We start from the raw sequence: 24871 nt of genomic DNA, 5'->3' as shown, positions 1-24871 counted from the left end.
GAAAATTTTTGATGCCAAGAGTCTCGCTTTAAAACCTTTATCGTATTGTTTATGCCTTCGATATAACCATTATTAAATGGATACATGAACGATTGTAAGATCGCTTGTTTCCAACGTATAAACGTTTTTCTTACGCGGTGAAATGCATTAATGTTAGAAGCACGCTTCCATTCTAGACATGCCGCCATTCCTTTTCTAGCTGTCTTCTCATCACTTGTCTTAAACCATTCATCTAATTTGTTCTTTAACTCATACGCTTCTTTTAAGCGTGGATCCATTTGTAAAAGCTTCTCAACCTTTTCTCGTCCTTTCCCTGACAATTTATAAGGGGACTTCCACAATGACTTCTTACTCCATTTCATATGAATCCGCACTCATAGCCCCTCTCTTTTTCTATTGTCTCGACAACTTTAGGATAACAAAGAGAGGGAGAATGAGTGTGTTTTTTTGCACACTATCACGATAGAGGACACCACCACATTCAGTATAGAGCCTTGTTTTATCAAAGATAGATAAAGTTCGAGCATACCCTAAGTCATCTATTTCTCTTTTTTTAAGTAATGATGTGGGTTCCCGTTTAAAAATTGCTCATCTTCAATTGATTTATTGTTGCGTATAGCTACGGTTAGTTTATTAATGATAGATGCTAATATGTCCCGTTCTTGTTCACTGATATGGGCAAATTCGATGCCGTAATAGACAGTATCAAAGAGCGTATCATTTTTCCAAACGATTTCGCCAATTAAATAAAAAGATTCTCCCGCAAGTTTAAAATGAAAGGCTAATCTTAGCTTGGATCGAACAGGTAAATCCAAGAACGATAAGATCTTTAATCCTCCAATACTAATGTTTTCAATTAGAATTTTTGCACTTCCTAGATTTAGCCGACGATGATTTAACTCGATGATCGTCATTTCTCCAATTAAAAAATTTGGCAACTCACATCTAAAAAATTTCCGTTTTTCAATTTCAGGTTTTTGTCTCGTATGATGGATGGGTAAGGTTAATTTTCCTTTTTTAATGATCGGTTCAATTTTTTCGACAGGGACAGGCTTTGAAAAAATATAACCTTGAATCAAATCACACTCTTTCTGCTTAAGGAATTGATACTGTGCGTAAGTTTCTACCCCTTCAGCCACTACTTTTACCCCGATTGATTTAGTTAAATGAAGAATCCCAGATATAATAGCCGCATCTTTATTATTCGATTTTTCAATATTACGAATAAATAATTGATCAATCTTTAATACATCGATATGGAAAGTTCTTAAATATTTTAATGATGAATAACCGGTCCCAAAATCATCGAGGGCAATCGTTATACCCAGGTTCTTTAATTTTTTAATGGTTTCAATGACGGCATGAACGTCTTTAATGAGTGTACGCTCTGTAATTTCTAATTCTATGTAAGTGGCTGGAATGTTAGCTTGTATAAGTAATTGATTAATTAAAGGAACAATGTCCGCTTTTAAAAAACGTGAGGGCGGAATATTGATTGATATCGGTCGTAATGGTAAGTTAGCTAGTTTCCATTTTGATAATTGTTGAATGGCTTCTTTAATGACCCAATCTGTAATGTCGTCAATTAAATTATTTTCTTCTGCTAATGGTATAAAATCACTAGGTGAAACAACGAACTTGTTATCAAAAAAGGTGGTTTGAAAATGAGTGCGGGAAAAACATTAAACATACTAATTCTATTTTCAATGCAACAAAGAAAATTAAAGATTGACGACATGGTTGAACAACTATCCTACCCTAAAAGCTCATTGTATCGACATGTAAAGTTATTAAAAGAAGAAGGCTATTTAATAGAACCATCCGATAATTATTACCGACTAGGAAATCGATTCTTACAACTGGCTACTATCGTAAACGAGGACAACCGATTACCAACATTCATATCGCCGTTCATGGAGCAGTTAAGAGATCGTTTGAATGAGAGTGTTGTTCTTAGTCATCTATCGGGAACGGACCACGTTTGTGTCCAAAGCTTTCGAGGTTTTCACACATTAAATGTAACGATAACAGTGGGGGAAAGATTATCTTTTTTAACTGATGCAGGAGCGAAGGTTATGTTAACACACTTAAATTCGTCATTGCGTGATCGAGTTATCGCCGATTATCTCTCAGATCGTGTCCTAAAGAAACACAATTTGACGAAGATCATCTTTTTAGAACAACTTAAACAAATTAAAAGTAAGGGGTATGCAGTTGGTGAAGATAAGAGTCGTGATGGCGTGTTAAGTTACGCTGTGCCAATTATAAACGTTGAACAAGAAGTGGTAGCTGCTTTAAGTATAGTGGGGCCAAAGTATCAAATGCTTCAATATGAAACTAAATTTTATGTAGAACAATTAAAAACTATAAGCGTACAAGTCGCTATATACCGTTTTGATGGGATTAACTTAGAGAGCGGGACAAAAATAAAAGAAGTAAAATCCGAGTAGCAATATTTTAGCTTGTAGAACCACTTCGGCAAAACACTTCGCTTTCTCTTACCATAATAAAAAAACAAATCAGATGCAATGCATGCATCTGATTTGTTTTGTAATCATATTATTGAGCTAGTCTAACATCTTTTAACATTAATATTTGGGTTGGATGTTGCCAGAAACCTTGAACTTTATCACTTACACCAAGAAGGAATTCTTGGTGGTGAATATAGAGCATTGGTGCTTCTTCAACAAGGATTTCCTGCGCTTCACGATATAAAGCTAGACGTTCGTCTTCGTCTGGGTTCTGACGCGCCTCGATTAGTAACTCATCCAATTCTTCATTATCTAAGAATGTACGGTTACCAGGCTCACCGAAGTTATCAGTGTGGAATAATGGATACATACCATAGTCAGCATCACCGGTTACTGTTGTCCAACCAAGAACAAACATATCATGTTCACCAGCAGCAGTATTTTCTAAGTAAGCACCCCACTCAACGATTTCAATATCGACATCGATACCGATTTCTGCAAGTTCTGCTTGAACGTAAGTTGCCATATCAACACGCTCACGGTTGTCATTAGTCCATAATGTGGTAGAAAAGCCATCTTCATAACCTGCTTCAGCAAGTAAAGCCTGAGCTTCTTCAACATTATATTCTAATCCTGAGATCGAATCGTCATAACCGAATACATCAGGTGCAATTGGTCCAATCGCTGGGATACCTGCACCATCGAAAATGCCATCGATAATCGCATCTTTGTCAATCGCCATAGAGATCGCTTGACGAACCAATGGATCATCAAAAGGTTCTTTCTCCGCATTAAATCCAATGTATGATAATGATACAGATGGTTGACGATTAACGTGCATACCATCTGAACTTTCGACACGTGCCACATCAGATGGGCTTAATGGATCTGAGATGTGTGCAGCTTCTGTTTCTAATTCAGCAATACGTGTTGAATCTTCAGGAACAACTTTAAACGTAATCGAATCTAAATGGGCATTTTCACCCCAGTAGTCATCGTTTCTATGAAGAACGATTTCGCTACCTGGTGTCCAACTTTCGAAAACGAATGGACCTGTACCAATAGGGCCATCGTTGATTACGCTACCCGGCTCTTCGCCATTTTCCATTGCTTCGTAATCAGCTTCAATTAAATCAGCTGAAATCATACCCCCACCATTATGTGCTAAGTGTGCAGGTAATGGTGCAAATGAATACTCTGTTTCAAATTGAACGGTATACTCATCAACGACAACAACGTCAGTAATCATATCATATAAGAAAGAACGTGGTGAAGCAATCGCTTCATCCAATATACGATCAATATTTGCTTTGACAACATCAGCGTTAAATTCAGAACCATCGTGGAATGTAATGCCTTCACGCAAAGTGAATTCCCATGTTAGATCGTCAACCATTTCCCATTCTGTCGCTAGACCGGGTTGAAGATCCATGTTCTCATCTTGAACAACCAATGCTTCGTAGATGTTATAAGCAACGTTACTTGAAGGTGTATCATTTGAACCGTGTGGATCTAGTGCAACGGCATCTGATAATTGGGCAATAACAAGGTCGCCACCTTCAGCTGTTAGTTGGTCAGCTTCTTCGCCAGCTGGGTCTTCAGCAGGCTCTTGTGCATCATCATCTGTATCTGTACCACATGCCACAATAAATAAAGCGGATGCAACAAGTAATAGCAGAAGTAGAATGGATTTCTTAAATTGTTTCAAAACTTACACTCCCCTTTTTTAATCTGTATGGTGAAAACTGTTTTTACTATACAACAGATTAAAAAATAACACAAGTCTAAATTATCTAAAAAATTTATCAATTTACAATCTTTCATCTAGTATTATGATGATTAGTAGTTGTTCTCTTGACTTCGAGAATTATAGTTATATAATTCGAAATATTAAGAGTTAATTTAATTTTTCGATTTTTTATTAAATTGTTGAAAAATGTAGAAGGGTATGACAAAATTGTGGATTGTAGCTGTTTAGTTTTCAAAAAATAAGCTTATCGTTTTAAAATTGAATACGTATATCCAATTATAACAGTTTAAAGACAAAGGCTTCTTTTTCGAAAGATCAAGCCATTAAACACATTGATGCTTACGATATAGTAGTCTTTATTGACATTAGGAGCTGTCAGATTCTTCATATTGTATATTTTTAAATCCATGCTATAATTACATGTTGTAGTTAATTGAGCTTATTTTTTGCAAGCTGAATGTTTCCTAATTTTAATAATGGTTGTATTTACGATTAAAGCGTTTGTTTGATTTGAAGCGTAGTGTGACCATTTATACAAAAAAGAAAAGAGAAAGGAATTTAATTATGAGGGAAGAAGTTAATACTGGTGCAGTGATACCTAAAACGGCTCCAAATCCAACTTTGGTTAAATTGACAAACTTGTGGAAGAAATTAATCAAAAATAAATCAGCTGTTATCGGTGGAATATTGATTATTTTATTTATTCTGATTGCTTTCATCGGACCACATTTCACACCATTTTCTCCAAATACCCAAAATACGGTAAATAAACTTGCCACACCATCTTCTGAGCACTGGTTTGGTACGGATCACCTCGGACGAGACATTTTCAGTCGTATTATTCATGGTATGAGTATTACATTATATGTTGGTTTCTTTTCGGTTTTGATTGGAACGACAATCGGTGTTGTACTTGGAATTATCTCAGGTTATTACGGTGGTAAAATAGATACTGTCATTATGCGCTTAATGGATATTTTGCTTGCATTCCCAGGTATTTTGTTAGCACTGGCGATTGTTAGTGTACTAGGAAGCAGCACAGAGAACCTCATTATTGCTGTCGGGATCTTCTCGATTCCCGTTTTTGCACGGATTGTTCGGGGATCAACACTTGCAGTAAGAAAATTAGAGTATATCGATGCGATTCGAGCTCTAGGTGCTAATGATGCAAGAATTATTTTCCTTCATATCTTGCCTAATGTGACATCGCCTATCATTGTTCAAGCTACGCTAAGTATTGCCACGTCTATTTTAACAGCAAGTGGTCTCTCATTTATTGGAATGGGGGCACAGCCACCAACACCTGAATGGGGCGCAATGCTAAGTGATGGTCGAAATTATATGTGGGATGCTCCACATGTTGCAACCATACCAGGTATAGCGATTGTCGTCGTTGTACTCGCATTCAACCTATTCGGAGATGGCTTGCGTGATGCATTAGATCCAAAAATGAAAAACTAGAAAAGAGGTACAAAACATTGTTTACATTTATCGTACGTCGTATTATTCAGACGATACCCGTTTTAATTGGTGTAACGATTTTAACATTTAGTATGATGCACCTCATTCCTGGTGATCCAGCTCAAATAATGGCAGGTGAAAGTGCATCTCCTGATCAAATTGAATTAATGAGGGACCGTCTAGGTTTAAATGATCCATTACCCGTTCAATATTTTGATTATATCAGAGGGGTAGTTACAGGTGATTTAGGTAATTCTATTAGAAGTGGTCGAGCTGTTTCTAATGAAGTTTTTCTTCGCTTAAGACCAACGATAGAGCTCGCTGTATATAGTACGATTTTATCCGTTTTTATTGGGCTAATTGCCGGCGTATTTGCAGCAGTTCGACGGGGTGGTTTAGCAGACTCCTTTGTTATGATCGTCGCTTTGTTTGGTTTATCATTACCTAATTTCTGGTTAGGTTTAATGCTTATTCAATATTTAGCTATTGGTATTGATATTTTCGGTATTAATACCGGCTGGTTTGCTGCTTCAGGCTGGGGAACATGGCAACAACAAGTGTTACCTGTTTTAACGTTAGGAACAGCTGGTGCAGCAATTATCGCACGAATGACTCGTTCAAGTATGCTTGAAGTCATTGATCAAGATTACATTCGAACGGCTCGCGCAAAAGGTGTCAAAGAACGTGTCGTTATTTATCGTCATGCACTTAAAAATGCAATGATACCGGTTGTCACCGTTGTAGGTTTACAATTTGGTACACTTCTTGGTGGCGCAGTACTAACAGAAAGTGTTTTTGCGATTAATGGTTTAGGAAGATTAATGGTCGATTCAATTCGAGCGCGAGATTTCCCTATTGTCCAAGGTGGCGTATTGATTTTTGCTTTATTGTTTGTTTTTGTAAATATTATCGTAGATGTACTATATAAATTTTTAAATAAACGAATTGATCTTAATTAATAGGAAAGGAAAGGTGTGAACATAATGGCTGAAACAACTGATATTCTAGTAGAAGAACCGATTCTAGAAGTTCGTAACCTTCAAACGTCGTTTTTTACTGAAAAGTTTGAAGTTAAAGCAGTTGATGGCGTTAATTTTGCTGTACCTAAAGGGAAAACCTTAGGTATCGTAGGCGAATCAGGTTCTGGAAAAAGTATAACCTCCCTTTCCATTTTACGCTTAATTAAAAATCCTGGTAAAATAAAGGGGGGAGAGATCATCTTTAAAGGTGAAAATCTCCTTGATAAAACAGAAAGTCAGATGCGGCAAATACGCGGTAATGAAATATCAATGATTTTTCAAGAACCAATGACGTCATTAAACCCCGTTTACACTGTAGGGCAACAAATAAGTGAGGCTTTTATTATTCATCAAAATATGAGTAAAAAAGAAGCGATGTTACGTTCAGTAGAGATGCTAGAATTAGTTGGCATTCCCTCGCCAAAGCAACGGGTGAAGCAATACCCTCATGAGCTTTCCGGTGGAATGCGACAGCGGGTTATGATTGCGATGGCGCTTGCCTGTGATCCTGAATTGTTAATTGCTGATGAGCCGACAACTGCATTAGATGTAACGATTCAAGCTCAAATTCTTGAATTGATGGAAGAATTACAAGATCGTTTAGGTATGTCAACCATTATGATTACCCATGATTTAGGTGTTGTTGCTGAAACATGTGATTATGTTGCTGTTATGTACATGGGTAAGGTGGTAGAGTATGCAACAGTTAAAGATCTTTTTAAAAATCCAAAACATCCGTATACAGTAGGCTTATTAAATTCTTTACCTCGACACGATATTGATTTAGGTGAGGAAGATTTAACGGTTATTCAAGGTTCTGTACCTGCACCAGATCAGATCCCTGAAGGTTGTCGTTTTGCTCCAAGGTGTCCGTTTGCTAGTGATATTTGCCAAGAACGTTTACCTCATTTAGAGCAAAGTGAAGATGGAAATCAGATCCGTTGTTGGATCTACACAGACGAATGGGATGGCGATCCGGAGGTGAATGTTAATGGCAAAAGAACTTCTTAAAGTAAAAGACTTAAAGCAATATTTCCCAATAAAAGGTGGGATGTTGGGTCGCACCGTTAACCATGTAAAAGCTGTGGATGGTGTTAGCTTTAATGTTTATGAAGGTGAAACCGTTAGTGTTGTAGGTGAGTCAGGTTGTGGTAAATCTACGACAGGACGAGCAATTTTACGGTTAGATGAACCGACAAGTGGTGAAGTAGAATTTGATGGTGAGGACTTACTCGCTTTAAGTAAGAAAAAGATGCGTAAAAAGCGGAAAGATCTGCAAGTGATCTTTCAAGATCCATACGCTTCGATTAATCCGCGTCAAACAGTAAGACAAATTTTAGAAGAAGCATTAGATATTCAAAACGTTGTTCCAAAAGCTGAACGCGGCAAGAAAATCGCTGAACTTATGGAAACCGTTGGGCTAGGTGCACACCAAGCCGACCGTTTTCCGCATGAATTTAGCGGTGGGCAGCGGCAACGGATTGGTATCGCAAGAGCGCTATCTGTTGATCCTAAATTGATTATTGCTGACGAAGCTGTATCTGCTCTTGATGTATCTATCCAAGCACAAGTCATTAACTTAATGAAAAAGTTACAACGAGAATTTAGTTTAACTTATTTGTTCATTGCCCATGATTTAGGGGTGGTTCGTCATATTTCTGATCGTGTTATCGTCATGTATTTAGGAAAGATTGTTGAAATTGGTGATACAAATTCAATTTTTGACAATCCACAACATCCTTACACAAAAGCCCTTTTATCAGCCATTCCCGTCCCTGATCCGGAACCTGAGCATAAAAAAGAGCGTGTCATTTTGCAAGGGGATGTCCCTTCGCCAATCGATCCACCGACTGGATGTCGATTCCATACACGTTGTCCATTTGCAACCGATAAATGCAAAGTGGATGTGCCAGAACTGCGTAGTGAAGACTACATGAAAGAGGAACATATGGCGGCGTGCCACTATCAAAAAGAAATTGAAGCAGGTACACATACGGCTAAATATTAATTTAAATACCCTGACAAGCTTTCTAGCTTGTCAGGGTATTGTTTTTAACCGATTAAGGAAAATATAAAATGAGGTTGTACATAAATGACGTTGGTGAGTAAAAAAACTTATGAATGTCATGTTTCAATTCTATGTTTCAAGTGATCGTTTGATCTTCATTTCAACATCGTTAAAGGATGACAGAATGATGCTTGAACCACAGAGGAAATATACTCGCTTTCCGCAGGCACGGCTTCAGCTAACTTGGAAAAGAAGATCACTTTACCAAGTTGATCTTCAGCTCGTGCTGTTCCTGCAGGAGTCTCGCATATTCCCTCTGCTCAGCGCCTTTCAGCCTTAGATGTTTGTTTTGAGAATGGTGTCATCATTTAAATATCGACATTATTTTATTTCATCAAACACAGGAAAGTAGCGCCCACCTAAATAAATGGGCGCTACTTTGTATTTTAAAGTAGGCGTTTTACGGATGGTTATCTGTAATACAAACAGTAAAAACTTAAAAGTGCTAAGTCTAAGAAAAATTACTCCATTCGTTGAAGGGTAGTTTTTCTTAGATAAGCTTTTAAAGTGTAAATCGATTAATTTCTTCTTCTAAAATAGCGGATAGTTCGGCTAGCTCTTCAGCACTTTTTGCAACATTGTCCATAGAGGTGCTTGTTTCTTCCGCAGAAGCCGTAGTCTCTTCTACTGCAGCAGCAGATTCTTCAGAAACGGAAGCAATCTCATCGACTGAACGACTCATATTTTCTGTGTCATTGGCGATGTCTGTAAGGTCACCAACGATAGATTGTACGCTACGAACCATGTCTGAAATGGCGTGGTTAATTTTATTAAAAGCTTGACCAGTTTGTTCAATTTGATTAGAACCTAAATCGACTTCTTGTGAGCCTTCTTCTAATGATTTTGCTACATCTGTTGATTCGGATTGAATCGTATGGACAATACCTGAAATATCGGAGACAGATTGGCTAACTTGTTCAGCCAGTTTTCTAACTTCATCTGCAACGACTGCAAAACCTTTTCCTTCCTCGCCTGCTCTGGCTGCTTCAATAGCGGCATTGAGTGCTAATAAATTCGTCTGCTCAGCAATTTCTTTAATAACAGTCACAATTTTTCCTATTTCTTGTGACTTTTGATCTAAACCTTTTACTTTAGTGAAGGAATCTTTAACGATATGATTGATATTTTGCATCTGTGTAACGGATTGGTTGATTTGTTTCGTTCCTTCATCACTTAAATTTACTACTTCATTTGTTCCTTTGGAAATATGGTTAGAGCTGTTGTTTGCTTTCTTAACATTTTCACTGTATCGTTCCATCATGGTTGCAAGTTCAGAGGCGCTGTTCGCTTGTTCCTCACTACCAGAAGAGAGCTCGCCCATTGTTGTGGCGATTTGTTCACTACCTTCTTTGACTTGACCGGAGGCCTGAGATAGGACTTGGCTTTGATTTGAGACTTTATTTGTTGCTGTCTTTACGCGATTGACAATCGTCGCTAAGTTTTTTCGCATTTGATTGACGGAGCTAGCTAAGTCATTAAATTCATTGTTCCCGCGTGTCTGCACGTCTTGACCGGAGAGATCCCCATTGGCGACACGATCCATTTCACTGCGAATCGTATGAAGGTTGAATAACATGCCTCGAACAAAATAAAAGACAATCGCTAATCCGATGATTAAGGAGATAAGCGTAATAATGATCGTATCTCTTAAAATATCTCTTCTTACCATACCGGCTAAATGAGCCATATCAAAATCCAGACCTACTACACCAATAATGTCCCCTTGTTCATTACTAATTCTTCTAGCCGCTGTAATAACAGGTTGACCTGTTGCGGTGTCAATATACGGTGATGTCCAAATCGTTTCATCTTCAGCGTCGTAGGCTAGTTGATACCATTCGGTTTCTCGTGGATCATAGCCCTTCAAATCGACGTCTGGGAGATTATCTAAATAAAGTGCCCCATCTCTTGTCCCGATAAACAAGTTTAAAATATAAGCGTCGTCACTGGCTATCTCACTTAGTAGATCTTTATAATAATGGGTGAGACTCGGGTGGTTAGCTGTCGGCATATTTGATAAATCAGCATCGCCATCAACGTTAGTATCAATCGTTTCAAATTGAAAGTCTTCTTGTTGACTGAAAGCTTCAATTAATGCTTCATATTCTGCAAAAGCATTTTTATACTTTGCGCCTAATGCCTCTAGCTCAGCTTTTTCAATGGTTGCACGTTCAACAATGGCTGTGTTCTGGTAAGAAAAGATCCCAGAAGTAACAACAGGTACAATCAATAGTGTAATCATAAAAAAAGGTAATAAAAACTTAATTTTTGTAAATTTATTCATTTTTACATCTCCTTCGTCTTGCTTTTTTCTCTCTTTTCATTATTTTCGTACTTTTCGCTAAAATATGTAGAACAATAGTCTGATTTTTTGAAAAAAAAATAAAAAAAGCACGAAAAATAGTGACTAAAGTATTATACTATTAAAGATAGTAGACTTAGGAGATGATTATTTGCTTTATAAAGCGTGGCTTATTTATAACGGTGGTATCAATAATCAGAAATTCAATGACATTCATCAATGGTATATTGAGACAGCAAAGATGTTTAATATAAAGCTCGAACCTGTATCAAATCTTGATCTCTATATTGGCGTTGATCAAAATAAACTAAGTTTAGCAAATAAAAGCAATCGACCTGACTTTGTTTTGTTTTTAGATAAGGATATTCGACTAGCACAACATTTAGAGCAATTAGCTATCCCTGTTTTTAATAAAGCTAAAACAATTGAATTGTGTGATAGTAAAATCTTCATGCATCAATGTTTAGCTATCCACGAACTTCCACAGCCTAAAACTATATTTGCTCCGATGCTATTTCAAGATAAACAGGAAATAGATCAGCAGTTTTTAAATTATATTGAGGATGAACTATGGTATCCGCTTATTATTAAGGAAGCATACGGTTCGTTCGGTGAACAAGTTTACTTGATTGAAAACCGTATTCAGCTTGAAGAAAAGGCTAGACAGCTACTTCATACATCACACCTTTATCAACAATATATTCAATCGAGTAAAGGGCAAGATATTCGTCTTCACGTGGTAGGTAATCAAGTAGTCGCTGCAATGAAACGTATTTCAGAACATGATTTTAGGGCAAATGTAACAAGTGGAGGTAAGATGCATCAAGTAGAGCCGAGACAGTCATTTCTGGATTTAGCTGTGAAAGCATCGCAAGCAGTTAAGGCAGATTTCTCAGGGGTTGATCTTCTGATTGATGATACAGGTGATCCCATCATCTGTGAAGTGAATTCCAACGCACATATTAAAAATATTTATGACTGCACAGGTGTTGATGTATCAAATTATATTTTTCAACATATTATAGCCAAATAAAGAGGCTGGGACAAAACCCACTAAAAGAAAAAAACGGATTCTGAAGAAATCTCCTTCAGATCCGTTTTTTTTGATGTTTTAGACAGGAAAATAGGGAAACCTTCTGTTAGAATTAAAGTCACCACAACCTAATCCAAAGGAGGTCTCCCTATGTTTAAAGATTATAACATAAATCAGGTTGTTTTACCGCTCGATATGGAGATGAAATTGCAGGAAAATGATATTGCTTACGCTGTGAATGAGCTCACGGAGTCGATTCCTGAAGAAGCCTTCGCAGGCTTTTTGCGTGCAACAGGCTGCCCAGCGTACCATCCACGCATGATGTTGAAGATTATTCTGTGTGCCTATACCCAGTCTGTGTTCTCCGGAAGAAAGATAGAAGGGCTACTGAAGGACAGTGTGCGTATGATGTGGCTGGCCCAGGGTTATGAGCCAAGCTATCGTACGATCAATCGTTTCCGGGTTCATCCTGAGGTGAATGAACTGTTGCGTCAGTGCTTTGTACAGTTCCGCTGTAAACTGGTTGAGGAGAAACAAATTGAGGAAGAAGCCATTTTTATAGACGGAACAAAACTTGAGGCGAACGCGAACAAGTACACATTCGTCTGGAAAAAGTCGGTCGAAGGATACAGTGCCAGTTTGGTGGAACGGTCGAATCGTATGTACGAAGAGCTTCTGGAAAAAGAGATTATCCCAGAGCTAGAAAGGGAAAGTTGGGACGCACTTTCTGAACAAGAGCTATCCAGCATTATTGAAAACCTGGATGAAACAGTCCAGGCATATGATGAGAAAATTGAAGCAAGTGAGGATGCTGCTGTACGAAAAGAGTTACGCTCGGAGCGCAAGGAACCAAAGCAGTATCGCAAACAGTTCCAAAATTTTTTACAACGCAAAGAGAAATACCGTGTGGATATGGAGATTTTTGACGGCCGAAACAGCTATTCTAAGACGGACCATGACGCCACCTTTATGCGCATGAAAGACGACCATATGAAAAATGGACAGCTTAAGGCCGGCTACAATGTGCAACTGGCAACCGAAGGCCAGTATGCGCTTGCTTATGATATTTTTCCAAATCCGACGGATACACGCACCTTCATTCCTTTCCTGGATACAATCGAAAAAGACTTTTTCGATCTTCCCGAATATATTGTAGCGGATGCCGGCTATGGCAGTGAACAGAATTACATGGATGTCGTGAATAATAGAGATCGCTCCCCTTTGATCACCTACAACCAATATCGGAAAGAGAAGAAAAAGAAGGTTAAGAATAACCCTTTGAATACAGCCAATTGGGCATATGATGAGGAAACAGATACATTTACTTGTCCGAACGATCGCACGCTCTCGTTCTGTCATCCTTCAACAAGAAAAGATAGATATGGATTCATACGTCATTTCAAAACCTATGAATGTGAAGATTGTTCTGGCTGCCCACTGCGTGACCGGTGTACAAAAGCGAAAGAAGGAAATAACCGGAGACTGTATATTAATGAAACATGGGAGAACCAAAAAGCCTATATTCGAGAAAAGCTTTCAGAAGAGAAAACGGGTGAAATCTACGGCAAGCGAAAGATTGATGTAGAGCCAGTCTTCGGATTCTTGAAGGCTAATTTGGCGTTCACCCGATTCTCCGTAAGAGGAAACGAAAAGGTGAAAAATGAAATGGGCTTCGCGTTCATGGCAGTGAATTTGAGGAAATACACTGCCTCGGACAACAGCCAATCCCCAAACAATTCAAAAGGCAAGGACAAAAAAGCATTTGATCACCAAGAATCGGTGATCAAATGCTTTTTCTTTCATTTTAGGCTAGTTATGTCCCAGCCTCTAAATATATTTTTACTGTTCTTCATCTTCCAAGTCTTCATCCATATCAGGATCGTCAATTGGATCATCGCCAGGTTCATCGATTGGGTCATCGGCCGGATCGTTGCCAGACTCTTCAATTGGATCATCGGCTGGGTCATCGCCAGGCTCTTCGATTGGATCATCGATCGGGTCATCAGCGGGTTCTTCGACAGGGTCTTCAACTGGATCTTCAGCTGGTGGATCGTCAACCTCCCCGTTACATGCGGCTAGAATACCTACTGATAGTAGTGATGCGATTGAGAGTTTAAATAATTTTTTCATGATTTGTTCCTCCTTGAGAATAAAAGTTTAATTTTATTTGAAATTTTTCAGTCTATCACAAGCTAAAGCAAGTACTTACAATCCTTCGTCAACATCTTGGTCAACAGCAGGGTCTTCGGCTGGTTCATCTACTGCAGGATCTTCAACGGGATCTTCCATGTCTCCATCACAAGCCGCTAATAATCCAAGTGAAACGAATGTTATACCGAAAACACTTAATAATTTTTTCATAAAAGATTTTCCTCCTTTATAAGTAGTACACTATTCTCTACCCTGGGATAAAACATAATAACCCTACACACATGTGATTTAATTAAGGTGTAAAATAATTGTAATAATTGAAATATTAACGCTTACGCGATTTAGTGTCTGTTGTTTATGACAGATAAGCGTCCGTAAAACATCCCCCTCAAAATAGAAATAAATTCAAAACCTAGCTGTTGGATTGATCACTGTTAAGTGAAGTTGAATATTTTGTCATATTTTGCATGAAATTTGTTGATTACCTTGTACATTTTAGCTTTTTTGATATACTTACATAGAGTATCTTTTTTAATTTCTTATAGATAGGACGATGGGAATGAATCCGAATAAACAGCGTAATAGAAAAGGCAAGAAGAAACGGAACTGGTGGATATTAACACCGCTTATCATTTTACTTATTTTAATCGTATCAATCGGCTCTTATGCTGCCTATGTTTTTTTTGGTGTTAAAAATAATGTAGATGGCAAAATGTATGAATCTGTTTCAGCCATCGATTCCAATTTAACGCAAAAAAAGTTAGACGATAGAGAAAATTTAAATATATTATTATTGGGTATTGATGCGGATTCTGAGGAATCGGGTCGTTCTGATGCGATGATGGTCATGTCGCTAAAACCTGAGACTGACGAAATGACATTAGTAAGCATTCCACGTGATACACGTACCACGATCATTGGACGGGGGACGGAAGATAAGATTAATCATGCCTTTGCTTTTGGTGGTCCTGATATGGCAATTGAGACAGTTGAAAACTTTCTAGGCATTGATCTTGATTTTTTTGTACGTATTAATATGGAAGGGTTAGAGGAACTTGTTGATGAGTTAGGTACGATTACAATCAATAATGAGCTTGAATTTAGTCAAGGTGGCTACCAATTTCCACTTGGTCCAATTGATCTCAATGGCGATATGACGATGAACTATGTTCGCATGCGAAAGCAAGATCCGGACGGGGACTTTGGTCGAACCGAAAGGCAACGGAAAGTAATTGAGGGAATTATTAATGAAGGTGCAACGATCTCTAACGCTACTCGAATTGTAGAATTCACAGACATTCTAGGGAACAATATGGGTACAAATTTAGAGTTTAATGATATGTTAACATTACTTCAGCATTATCGAAATACCCGCCGTAATTTTGAAAGCTATCAAATACAAGGCTCTGGAACGATGATTAATAATATTTATTATTATCTTGTCCCTGACGAGGAGATCATTAAGGTGCGAGAAATGATTGAATCTTAATAAAAAACGGATTGCTGTAACTAGCAATCCGTTTTTAAATTGCAATGATGTCCAAAGTAAATATAACGATATATGGAAGGAAAGCATAATCTGTCACTTACAGATTAATGTTAACATGAATTCCAAAATGGTCAGATATAATGGGTTCGTTAATCCCGTTAAATATAGTTTGAGATTGAATAACATCTAATTTTTGGTTTGTAAAGATATAATCAATCCGTTTGTCTTTATGATTTTGGCTCCAGCCAGCTATTGCACCTGAAACCGTTGTGCCTTGATCTTTTTTATTCGCTAATAGATAGGTGTCAAACCAACCCTGCTTTTTCATGAGGCTGTAACCTTGATTCTTTTTGCTCGCTTCACTATTAAAATCACCGAGTAAAAAGGTTAGCCGTTCATGTGTAGTGGAGGCCAGTAATTGTTTGAATTGCAGTTTTGATGGCTCCTCTGCATCTTCCCAAAAACCTAAATGACAGGAATAAACATCAATCATCATCTCATCGTATGATAGAGTTAATTTTAGCGCAACACGACTCTTCCAAGAGTTTGAGTCTGCCTGATTTGTTAACGTAATCATTTCTTGGCTGATGATTGGATGCTTTGTTAAAATCGCTACTCCTTCTTCAAAAATATCATAACCTATGTGGGCAAAGGCCCAACAAAACCGATAATCATCACAGCCTAATGCCCTTAGTTCATTGAGTAGTAAGTAGCCATAATTATCTTGATGGATCGTTGGGTTTTCTCCTAAAGGAGTTGAGTGAATCAATTGACTGACCTCTTGGATAGCGATGACATCGTATTGCTGTTCGACTATAACATTAGCGAGTGTTTCTATTTTTTGTTGCTGATTATTCTCTTGCCAACTGTGAGTGTTTAACGTTAATAGCTTCACGTCTTAATCACCAAGGTAGTCTTGAACTTCTGATTTTAAGATATCAGCCTTAGGGCCGTATATAATTTGCACCCCTTTATCTTTAAGAACAAGGCCTAATGCGCCATTTCGTTTCCAAGCTTTTTCATCAGCAACATGCTCACGGTCTTTAACCGTTACGCGCAGTCTGGTCATGCAAGCATCTACCTCAACAATATTGGTTTCGCCACCTAACAACGTTACAATTTCAGCTGCTGTACGATTGGTTTTATCAGCTTTGTTTGAGATTTCATTTTGATTATCATTGCTTTCCTCGTCCGTATAGTTTCCAGCCCTACCAGGGGTTGGGATATTGAATTTTTTAATCATATAACTGAAGATAAAGTAGGTTAAGAAGAAAAATGCAACATTAACTAAAAGGAAGTTAATTAAATCCATTACTAAACCAGCGTTTATCGTCATTGGCAAACGTGTTAAAAATTCGATATTTCCAAAGGTGTGAATACGTAAATTAATAATATCAGCCATAGCAAAAGCTAGACCAGCAATCACAGCATATATACCGTATAGTAGTGGAGCTGCAAACATAAACATAAATTCAATGGGTTCAGTTACGCCTGTTAAGAATACAGCCAATCCAGCTGATAAGAACATTGATTTATACTTCGTTCTTTTTGCTGGGTCAACATTTTTATACATAGCAAGCGCAGCCGCCATTAATGTCGAAGAACTTAAAATCATTTGCCCTACTTTAAAGCGGGCTGGAGTGACTTCATTTAATAACGTTTCATATCCCGCTGTATCACCAGCCCCTCTTAAATTATTTAAGTCTGATACCCAAGCAAGCCATAAGGGATCTTGCCCTGCTACGGCAGAACCAGCATTACTTCCCGTTAAAATGGTATAGATGCCGCCTAATTCTGTGTAGTTAATAGGTACGGTTAACATATGATGCAAACCGAATGGTAGCAACAATCGCTCAAGCGTACCAAACACAAACGGTGCAACAATCGGTGCACTATCGCGTGAACCGGCGATCCATTGACCGAAATTATTAAGAAGTCCCTGAATAAATGGCCAAACAATTGCTAATCCAAAGGCTATTAACACAGACCAAAAAATGACAACAAAAGGAACGAAGCGCTTTCCATTAAAGAATGCTAATGCTTGTGGTAACTTATTAAAGTTATAATACTTATTAAATACAAGTGCCCCAATAAATCCTGAAATAATACCAACAAACACCCCCATATTTAATGCAGGCGCTTCCAATATGAGGGTAAAGTAATCGGATACAATAAGTTCATGACCAAGCAAAGAATTGATGGTGGCCTCTGCATCATTAACCATATCAGCATTGACACCGAAGATTGCCCCAGTTATTCGATTAATTAAAATAAATGAAAGTAGAGCGGCAAATGCTCCTCCGGCACGCTCCTTTGCCCATGATCCGCCAATTGCAACAGCAAATAAGATATGCAAGTTACCAATAATTGCCCATCCCATTTCTTCCATGACACGTCCGATCGCTAAAATGAATGAGATATCACCTCCAGACATCGAAACGACTTTACCTAAAGAGATCATAATACCAGCAGCTGGCATGACCGCAACGACAACAAGCAACACCTTACCGAGCTTTTGCCAGAAGTCAAAAGATCCAAATTTTTTCATAGTAAAACCCCTAACATTAAAATTTGTGCTAACGATTGCACTTAAAATCTATAAGTATTATAATCTATAAATTAAACGTTTTCAATGTATTTTTTTGTTGAGCATAAAATGATTTTGTCAAAATTAAATAATTAGAGAAAGCGTTTGCTCAACAAAAAGTGCTGTTTATCATGTAGCTAGCGTTGATATTCCATAATAATATGAAGCTGCAATAAGGGAATGTTTTCGTTCTTCTCGCACTGCGTAGTCGTTAAGTGAAGCAGGAGAGTAGTGTCCGTTAGCTCACACCTATATAGATCAGCTCTGCTTTCTTTTTTTGGATGGCGTTTTACAGATGGTGCTAATAAGAGGGAGGATGACGAGCTGAAAGCACTTTTTAATCTAAACGTTTAGAAGATGGTTACACTAACAAAGTAATGATGCTATCTGATTTCATCGCTTTTGCCTAAGATAATTGTTATACTGATTAGTGAGAGGGGTTATCGAATGGAAAGCTTAAAGGAGACGTTCTTTGAAGTTCTAGGTTCAATATTGCCGCTTACTATCATAATTACAATTCTACAGTTTACGCTTGTTTCAATGCCAATTGAAATTTTTTGGCGTTTTATTGCTGGGGCATTATTAGCAAGTATCGGTATTTTTTTATTCTTACTTGGTGTTCAGGTGGGTTTATCGCCTGTAGGTGAAATGATTGGTTCTTCATTATCCAAAACGCAGAAGTTAAGCCTAATTTTGCTGTTTGGTTTTTTATTAGGATTTGCTGTTACAATGGCTGAACCTGGTGTACAGGTGCTTAGCAGTCAAATTGATTTTGTTTCTGGTGGTGAGGTGCCAGCAACCATACTTGTTGGTGCAGTTGCAATAGGTGTTGGGGTGTTTGTTTCGCTAGCACTTGCGAGAATTATTTTTAACATATCTCTAATTAAGTTATTGGCTGTTGGCTATAGCTTAATCTTTATATTGGCTTTGTTTACGCCGGCGACTTTTGTTCCAATTTCACTTGATGCAGGAGGTGCAACAACGGGACCAATGGCTGTTCCGTTTATTCTTGCATTAGGTACCGGTGTGTCTTCTGTCTTACGTAGTCGAGCTCGGACTGGAGATGGTTTTGGTCTTATTGCGCTTGCGTCTATTGGCCCTGTTATTTCAGTGTTGCTGTTAGGGGCGGTGTATGGATGAGTGATGCGATATGGAGCGGTTTTACTACTGTTTTATTTGAAGTAGCCTTAGCCTTAATACCGCTTTTGCTATTTTTTTGTATATTCCAATTGTTTTTCTTAAAGCTAAAAGCAAGAAAAGTCGTCGATATTTTAGTCGGGTTTGCATTAACCTATCTCGGTTTATCGCTATTTCTACAGGGCGTCAATGTTGGTTTCTTACCTATTGGTGAGCTGATGGGTGAACAGATGGGACAGCTAGACCAGATATGGTTACTTGTTCCGATCGGTTTTGTACTTGGTTTTTTTGCTGCTTATGCAGAGCCAGCAGTAACAGTCTTAATCCATCAAGTTGACAAAGTCTCAGGAGGGTACATACCAAAAAAACTCTTGCTATATACAATTTCGACAGGTGTCGGTCTATCGATTGCTTTATCGATGGTCAAAGTATTAGTTGGTTTTTCGATTTGGTACTATGTCCTGCCGGGGTATTTGTTCGCTTTTATGCTGGCTAGAGGTTCAAGTAAATTATTTACTGCGATCGCCTTTGATTCAGGTGGAATTGTCACAGGGCCGATGATTGCTACTTTTATGCTAGCGATGTTTGTGGGGATCGCTTCGGTAACAGAAGGGCGTGATCCTTTAATTGATGGATTTGGTATGATTGCATTAGTTGCATTAGCGCCGATACTCTCTGTATTGATACTTGGTAAGTTATTTCAGCAGACGGGAGGTCGATAGGATTGTTTGGACGCATTCAAGATCATAAGTTAATTATAACAATTGTGAAGAAGGAAGAAGCGAAAAAAGTTGTTCATGCCTCGAGGTTGGCGGGTGCTGAAGGTGGAACGATCGTACAAGGGACGGGTTTACGTCTCAAAGAGCGGAAACGTTTTTTAGGAATCCCGGTAAACAGAGAGCGTGAAGTGATCTTTACCCTTATATCAGAAATGATATATGCAGATGTATTAACAGCTATTGAATCAACAGCTAAGTTAGACAAGAAGACGCCAGGGATTGCTATCGTTATTGATATCAAGAAAGTCTTAGGTATTTCGCATCTATTAGGTGATCAAATTGTCGATTGTAGTCGAGAGGAGGATATCAAAGATATGAGTGAACGAGAGATAGAGCATGACCTTATTGTAACCATCGTTAATAATGGCGATTCAGAAGAAGTTGTTGATGCTACAAAGCGTGCAGGTGCAGATGGCGGCACGATTATCCATGGACGTGGTACGGGTATCCACGAAAAGGCGAAATTATTTAACATTATGATAGAACCTGAGAAAGAGTTGGTGCTGACTTTAATTGACCGCAAAAAGACAGCAGAAGTCTTGCGTGTTATCAATGAAGATGTCGGTTTAAAACAACCTGGAAAAGGGATCGCATTTGTATTAGAGGTAGAGAAAACAATTGGTATAAATCACTTATTTAATGATTCATTAGTGTAGAATCGATTCATACGTTAAAGAAATACTATGTTATACTGTCTTAGCAATATTTACAATAAAGGAGAACACTTATGCAAATTGATAACTTCCAAACTTTTATTAAGCAAGCGTGGCAGAATCAAGGCTATCAAGCGATGACGCCGATTCAGGAAAGTGTGATGCCATTATTATTAGCTGATCATCATGTGATTGCTTCTTCACCGACTGGGAGTGGTAAGACATTAGCTTACTTATTGCCTATGTTAGAAAAACTAGATCCAGAACAAAAACAAATGCAAGTACTAATCCTTGCTTCTTCACATGAATTGGTCATGCAAATTTATCGCGTTGTGCAAACTTTTACTTTAGATAGTCATCTCAATACCCTTGCTTTAATTGGTGGTGCCAATATCAAACGTCAAATTGAAAAGTTAAAAAAGAAACCCCAACTCGTCGTTGGCACACCTGGACGTATTTTGGAGCTTGTTCAGCAAAAAAAATTGAAGATGCATCAAGTTAAAGCCATTATCTTAGACGAAGCAGATCAATTTATGACTACTGAACATGAAAACACGATTGAACGGATTATCAAATCTGCCCCCAAAGCATCACAGCGGGCTGTGTTTTCTGCGACAATATCTGATGCGTTTATTGACAGCATTGGCAAGTATGTCGATCAGCCAAAGGTTGTTCATATAGATCGAGAAGATGCAGGTACACCTGAAGTCACTCACCAATACCTGATTTGTGAAGTGAGAGAAAAGGTTGACATATTGAGAAAGTTAATTCGAAATGAATCGATTCAACCGCTTGTTTTCTTTAAAGACATTAGCGATTTAAATGTTTTTTTTGAAAAATTAACACATCACCGTTTAAAAGTTGCATCATTACATGGTGAGGTGACTAAACAGTTACGTGAAAAGGCGATTCGAGCATTTAATCAAGGGGAGTTAGATGTGCTTTTGGCAACAGATGTGGCGGCACGTGGATTAGATATAAAACATTTACATACGGTTATTCAGCTAGATGTGCCACGAGAGGTTGACCAATATGTACATCGAGCAGGGCGAACGGGTCGGCTGGGATCAGAAGGTGGAGAAGTTTTATCGATTATCACAGCAAACGAGTTAAAGCAACTGAAGAAGCTGACAAGTCAGTTGAATTTAGTATTAAATCGTGTTCAATTGATGAAGGGCCAACGTGTGAGTCAGTAATGAGCGTCAGGCTGATGAAAAGAACATGCTATAGCGCTATCTTTATCACAGATAACCGTCCAGACTTATAAAGAAAACATGGCTGATCATAAGTAGCGCCCAAACATACTACTCTTAGTATGTTTGGGCGCTACTGCTTTATTTTTGCTAATGGGAATCTTTTAAGTTAACTTAGACTTTGACTGGCAGTACGTGGAGTAAAACCGCAAAAAAATGCGTGATCGTTCCGGCTAATACAAATAGATGCCATACCATATGGTGAAACTTGAAGCCGCGCCACACATAAAAAATGGCGCCGAACGTATAGAGAATACCACCTAGGACAAGTAATGTCACCCCTGTCGCCGAGAAGTTCATAACTAATGAAGGCCAACTAATAATAATTAGCCACCCCATTAGAACGTAAAGTATCGTTGACACGAGCACGAAACGTCTAACAAAGAATACTTTAAAGATGGTACCACCGATTGCTAGAGCCCATACCAGACCGAACAGCGTCCATCCCATGGTGCCACGAACAATTATTAACATAAAAGGGGTGTAAGATCCAGCGATAAAGAAATAGATCGATGAATGATCTAAAATTTCAAAAACAGCTTTAGCCCGTCCTTCAGGCAAGCTATGTAATAATGTTGACGATGTATATAAAAAAACCATCGTCACCCCAAAGATGATAAAACTAACAACATGCCAAGCTGATCCATGTAATGCTGAAAAGATAATGAGCAGTACAAGTCCTGCAATACTTAATAACGTACCAATCCCGTGTGTGATTGCATTGGCAATTTCTTCTCCTAATGTGAAGCGATGTGTTTTCCCCATCTTGATAACCTCTTTCAATCTTTAATTGTGTACGAACATCCACTAAGGGGATTCTACCTTTATATGTTATTATGAACAGTCTAAATTAAGAATGCAAGTTTTTAGAGTGTTAAATGACTGTAAAGATTTTATATAAGCACTTGATTATATAAGTATATCGTTATATGATTATATTCAGTTGCTCAGCTCATCTTTACACTTAGTGTTACCTAGAACAGATGGTGGTGACTCCTGTGGAAGCTTCCCTTAGCAGTGAAAGCAACGGTGTTGTCAAAACTTTAATTTTAGACTCGCAGGTGAGATATGTTCCGCTTTTCAGAATGAAATAACGTTCTAATCGTATGAGAAGGTCGCATGCGGTACAACCATGCAGAAGTAAAGTTAACAAGGATATTGAATACCGAGTCTATTGAATACGATCAAGGTTGAAGGACTATTTTCAGTGGGCGAAAGTTGAGTTATTGAGTTAAAAAAAGTCTATGCAATTTATATGAGGGGGTTAGATAATGGAAAAAGTTGCAATCGATATTGAGCAAACGGCACTTTTGCTGAAATTACTTAGTGATAAAACACGGCTAACGATGCTGAAATTACTTGAAACCAATGCTTGCTGTGTTTGTGAGTTTGTTGATATTTTTCAAATGAGTCAACCTGCGATTAGTCAGCATTTAAGAAAGCTTCGTGATGCTGGAATTGTTCGAGAAGAAAGAAGTGGACAGTGGATATTCTATGCACTTAGTGCTAAGCATCCAGCCCACCCGCTTATTAAACTCATTTTAGCAGAAGTAGAACCACAGGATGATAAAATTCAGCAGTTGATTGAATCAGGCAAGCGTATAAATTGTCAGTAACAAGAAGGAGTGATTTTATGGATAAGAAGAAGCTTTCAGGTATTAGCTTTTTTGAAAGATATTTAACGGTGTGGGTGTTGTTATGTATGGTTGGTGGTGTACTCATTGCCCGCTTTATACCAGCCATTCCGGATTTTCTTAGTCAATTTGAATATGCGGAAATTTCAATTCCGATTGCGATTTTGATATGGGTGATGATTTACCCAATGATGATGAAAGTTGATTTTAAGAGTGTAAAACATGTTAGTCGTGATCGTAAAGGTTTATATGTTACTTGGGTGGTTAACTGGTTGATCAAGCCTTTTACGATGTACGGTATTTCGGCATTCTTCTTTTATGTTGTCTTTAGTCCATTTATTTCAGATAACTTAGCTCAGGATTATTTAGCTGGTGCAGTTATTCTAGGTGCAGCACCCTGTACTGCGATGGTATTTGTTTGGAGCCATTTAACCCGTGGAAACCCAGCTTATACGGTTGTTCAAGTGGCGACCAATGATTTAATTGTTTTATTTGCATATACACCTATTGTTGCTCTATTACTTGGTGTGACGGGTGTTTCTGTCCCATGGGATACATTAATTTTATCGATTGTTTTGTTTGTTGTTATTCCGCTAGCAGCAGGCCTGGCAACACGCGTAATGATGGTCAATAAAAAGGGGATTGATTATTTTGAACAACAATTTTTACCTAAGTTTAATCAGACGACGACGATCGGTTTGCTTTTGACATTATTAATCATTTTTTCATTCCAAGGCGAAACAATTCTAGCAAACACAGCCCATATTGGCTTAATCGCCGTACCCTTAATTATTCAAACATTCCTAATCTTCTTTATTGCTTACTATGCATCAAAGAAGTTAAGGCTGACACATGATATAGCTGCACCTGCTGGGATGATTGGTGCTTCTAACTTTTTTGAATTATCAGTAGCTGTGGCGATTGCGCTATTTGGTGTGACTTCTCCCGTAGCATTAGCTGTAACGGTCGGGATTATTGTCGAAGTTCCCGTCATGCTATTTCTTGTTAAAATTGCCAATCACACTAGACATTGGTTCGACGGCTAAAGTAAAGTTGATTTAGAATAAGCATGGAAAGAGGGTGA

General features: G+C 38.1%; 22 protein-coding genes and 1 pseudogene. 14 read left to right on the top strand and 9 right to left on the bottom strand.

All coding sequences use genetic code 11. The annotated features are described in order from the left end of the window. The 3 genes and pseudogenes from B494_RS18860 to B494_RS21555 all read right to left on the bottom strand — a co-directional run. Positions 1-374, bottom strand: a 374-nt coding sequence (locus B494_RS18860; RefSeq protein WP_206536213.1) for a transposase, incomplete at its 3' end; no start/stop codon positions are given. A 165-nt stretch (positions 375-539) separates the two neighbouring features. Further along, positions 540-1079 carry a PilZ domain-containing protein gene (locus B494_RS21560; RefSeq protein ID WP_277422584.1) on the bottom strand — a complete coding sequence of 180 codons (540 nt, stop codon included), beginning with the start codon at positions 1077-1079 and terminating at the stop codon, positions 540-542. Next, positions 1062-1622, bottom strand: a pseudogene (locus B494_RS21555) (EAL domain-containing protein); the annotation flags it as partial. The pseudogene B494_RS21555 and the gene B494_RS21560, both read right to left, overlap by 18 nt. Before the next feature lie 42 nt (positions 1623-1664). Between B494_RS21555 and B494_RS0102830 the strand changes: the two are divergent. Next, positions 1665-2450 (top strand): IclR family transcriptional regulator, encoded by a 786-nt coding sequence (locus tag B494_RS0102830; RefSeq protein ID WP_017470849.1) that lies wholly within the window; start codon positions 1665-1667, stop codon positions 2448-2450. A 109-nt stretch (positions 2451-2559) separates the two neighbouring features. Here B494_RS0102830 and B494_RS0102825 read toward each other — a convergent pair whose 3' ends face one another. Further along, a complete protein-coding gene (locus B494_RS0102825; protein ID WP_017470848.1) occupies positions 2560-4179 on the bottom strand; it encodes a glutathione ABC transporter substrate-binding protein in 1620 nt (539 codons plus the stop codon). Between the two features lie 606 nt (positions 4180-4785). Between B494_RS0102825 and nikC the strand changes: the two genes are divergently transcribed. Genes nikC through B494_RS0102805 form a run of 4 tightly spaced genes read left to right on the top strand, consistent with a single transcriptional unit; the run spans position 4786 to position 8709 of the window. After that, on the top strand, positions 4786-5682 hold the full coding sequence (gene nikC / locus B494_RS0102820; protein WP_017470847.1) for a nickel transporter permease: 897 nt from the start codon (positions 4786-4788) through the stop codon (positions 5680-5682). A gap of 17 nt (positions 5683-5699) precedes the next feature. After that, a complete protein-coding gene (locus B494_RS0102815; RefSeq protein ID WP_017470846.1) occupies positions 5700-6641 on the top strand; it encodes an ABC transporter permease in 942 nt (313 codons plus the stop codon). Positions 6642-6665: 24 nt separating this feature from the next. Next, the gene (locus tag B494_RS0102810) at positions 6666-7712 is read left to right on the top strand and encodes an ABC transporter ATP-binding protein (protein ID WP_017470845.1); all 1047 of its coding nucleotides are present in this window, start codon (positions 6666-6668) and stop codon (positions 7710-7712) included. Next, on the top strand, positions 7693-8709 hold the full coding sequence (locus B494_RS0102805) for an ABC transporter ATP-binding protein (RefSeq protein WP_017470844.1): 1017 nt from the start codon (positions 7693-7695) through the stop codon (positions 8707-8709). The genes B494_RS0102810 and B494_RS0102805 overlap by 20 nt, the downstream gene beginning before the upstream one ends. 562 nt (positions 8710-9271) lie before the next feature. Here B494_RS0102805 and B494_RS0102795 read toward each other — a convergent pair. Continuing rightward, positions 9272-11053, bottom strand: a complete 1782-nt coding sequence (locus B494_RS0102795; protein WP_017470842.1) for a methyl-accepting chemotaxis protein — start codon at positions 11051-11053, stop codon at positions 9272-9274. Positions 11054-11222: 169 nt separating this feature from the next. Here B494_RS0102795 and B494_RS0102790 point away from each other — a divergent pair, with 169 nt between their 5' ends. Next, entirely contained in the window at positions 11223-12104 is an 882-nt protein-coding gene (locus B494_RS0102790) for an ATP-grasp domain-containing protein (protein ID WP_017470841.1), read from the top strand. Positions 12105-12254: 150 nt separating this feature from the next. Continuing rightward, positions 12255-14183, top strand: a complete 1929-nt coding sequence (locus B494_RS0102785; RefSeq protein WP_017470840.1) for an IS1182 family transposase — start codon at positions 12255-12257, stop codon at positions 14181-14183. A gap of 126 nt (positions 14184-14309) precedes the next feature. Here the strand turns inward: B494_RS0102785 and B494_RS21120 are convergent, their stop codons facing one another. Next, positions 14310-14465, bottom strand: coding sequence for a DcrB/PsbP domain-containing protein (locus tag B494_RS21120; protein ID WP_017470839.1), 156 nt, complete (start codon positions 14463-14465; stop codon positions 14310-14312). 349 nt (positions 14466-14814) lie between these two features. Between B494_RS21120 and B494_RS0102775 the strand changes: the two genes are divergently transcribed. Next, on the top strand, positions 14815-15744 hold the full coding sequence (locus tag B494_RS0102775; protein WP_017470838.1) for an LCP family glycopolymer transferase: 930 nt from the start codon (positions 14815-14817) through the stop codon (positions 15742-15744). A 97-nt stretch (positions 15745-15841) separates the two neighbouring features. Here the strand turns inward: B494_RS0102775 and B494_RS0102770 are convergent, their stop codons facing one another. Further along, positions 15842-16639, bottom strand: a complete 798-nt coding sequence (locus tag B494_RS0102770; protein ID WP_017470837.1) for an endonuclease/exonuclease/phosphatase family protein — start codon at positions 16637-16639, stop codon at positions 15842-15844. 3 nt (positions 16640-16642) lie between these two features. After that, positions 16643-18292, bottom strand: a complete 1650-nt coding sequence (locus B494_RS0102765; RefSeq protein ID WP_017470836.1) for a PTS transporter subunit IIBC — start codon at positions 18290-18292, stop codon at positions 16643-16645. Positions 18293-18778: 486 nt separating this feature from the next. Here B494_RS0102765 and B494_RS0102760 point away from each other — a divergent pair, with 486 nt between their 5' ends. The 4 genes from B494_RS0102760 (at position 18779) to B494_RS0102745 (ending at position 22096) form a co-directional block, all read left to right on the top strand. Further along, complete coding sequence (locus tag B494_RS0102760; protein ID WP_017470835.1) at positions 18779-19471, top strand: DUF1538 domain-containing protein; 693 nt, start codon at positions 18779-18781, stop codon at positions 19469-19471. Then, positions 19468-20190: a DUF1538 domain-containing protein gene (locus tag B494_RS0102755; RefSeq protein ID WP_017470834.1), complete on the top strand. Its 723-nt coding sequence runs from the start codon at positions 19468-19470 to the stop codon at positions 20188-20190. The genes B494_RS0102760 and B494_RS0102755 overlap by 4 nt, the downstream gene beginning before the upstream one ends. Positions 20191-20192: 2 nt before the next feature. After that, positions 20193-20903 (top strand): P-II family nitrogen regulator, encoded by a 711-nt coding sequence (locus B494_RS0102750; protein WP_017470833.1) that lies wholly within the window; start codon positions 20193-20195, stop codon positions 20901-20903. 71 nt (positions 20904-20974) lie between these two features. After that, the gene (locus B494_RS0102745) at positions 20975-22096 is read left to right on the top strand and encodes a DEAD/DEAH box helicase (protein WP_017470832.1); all 1122 of its coding nucleotides are present in this window, start codon (positions 20975-20977) and stop codon (positions 22094-22096) included. A gap of 171 nt (positions 22097-22267) precedes the next feature. On the opposite strand, the gene trhA is transcribed toward B494_RS0102745, so the two are convergent. Beyond that, entirely contained in the window at positions 22268-22918 is a 651-nt protein-coding gene (gene trhA / locus B494_RS0102740) for a PAQR family membrane homeostasis protein TrhA (RefSeq protein ID WP_017470831.1), read from the bottom strand. Between the two features lie 506 nt (positions 22919-23424). Between trhA and B494_RS0102735 the strand changes: the two genes are divergently transcribed. Together B494_RS0102735 and arsB are read left to right on the top strand one after the other, a co-directional pair. Further along, positions 23425-23769 (top strand): ArsR/SmtB family transcription factor, encoded by a 345-nt coding sequence (locus tag B494_RS0102735; RefSeq protein ID WP_017470830.1) that lies wholly within the window; start codon positions 23425-23427, stop codon positions 23767-23769. 17 nt (positions 23770-23786) lie between these two features. Next, positions 23787-24833 carry an ACR3 family arsenite efflux transporter gene (gene arsB, locus B494_RS0102730; RefSeq protein WP_017470829.1) on the top strand — a complete coding sequence of 349 codons (1047 nt, stop codon included), beginning with the start codon at positions 23787-23789 and terminating at the stop codon, positions 24831-24833. The last annotated feature ends 38 nt before the right edge of the window (positions 24834-24871 follow it).

This window comes from Amphibacillus jilinensis Y1 (genome assembly GCF_000306965.1).
GTDB classification, from domain to species: Bacteria; Bacillota; Bacilli; order Bacillales; family Amphibacillaceae; genus Amphibacillus_C; species Amphibacillus_C jilinensis.
This window is presented reverse-complemented; position numbering and strand designations above follow the sequence as displayed.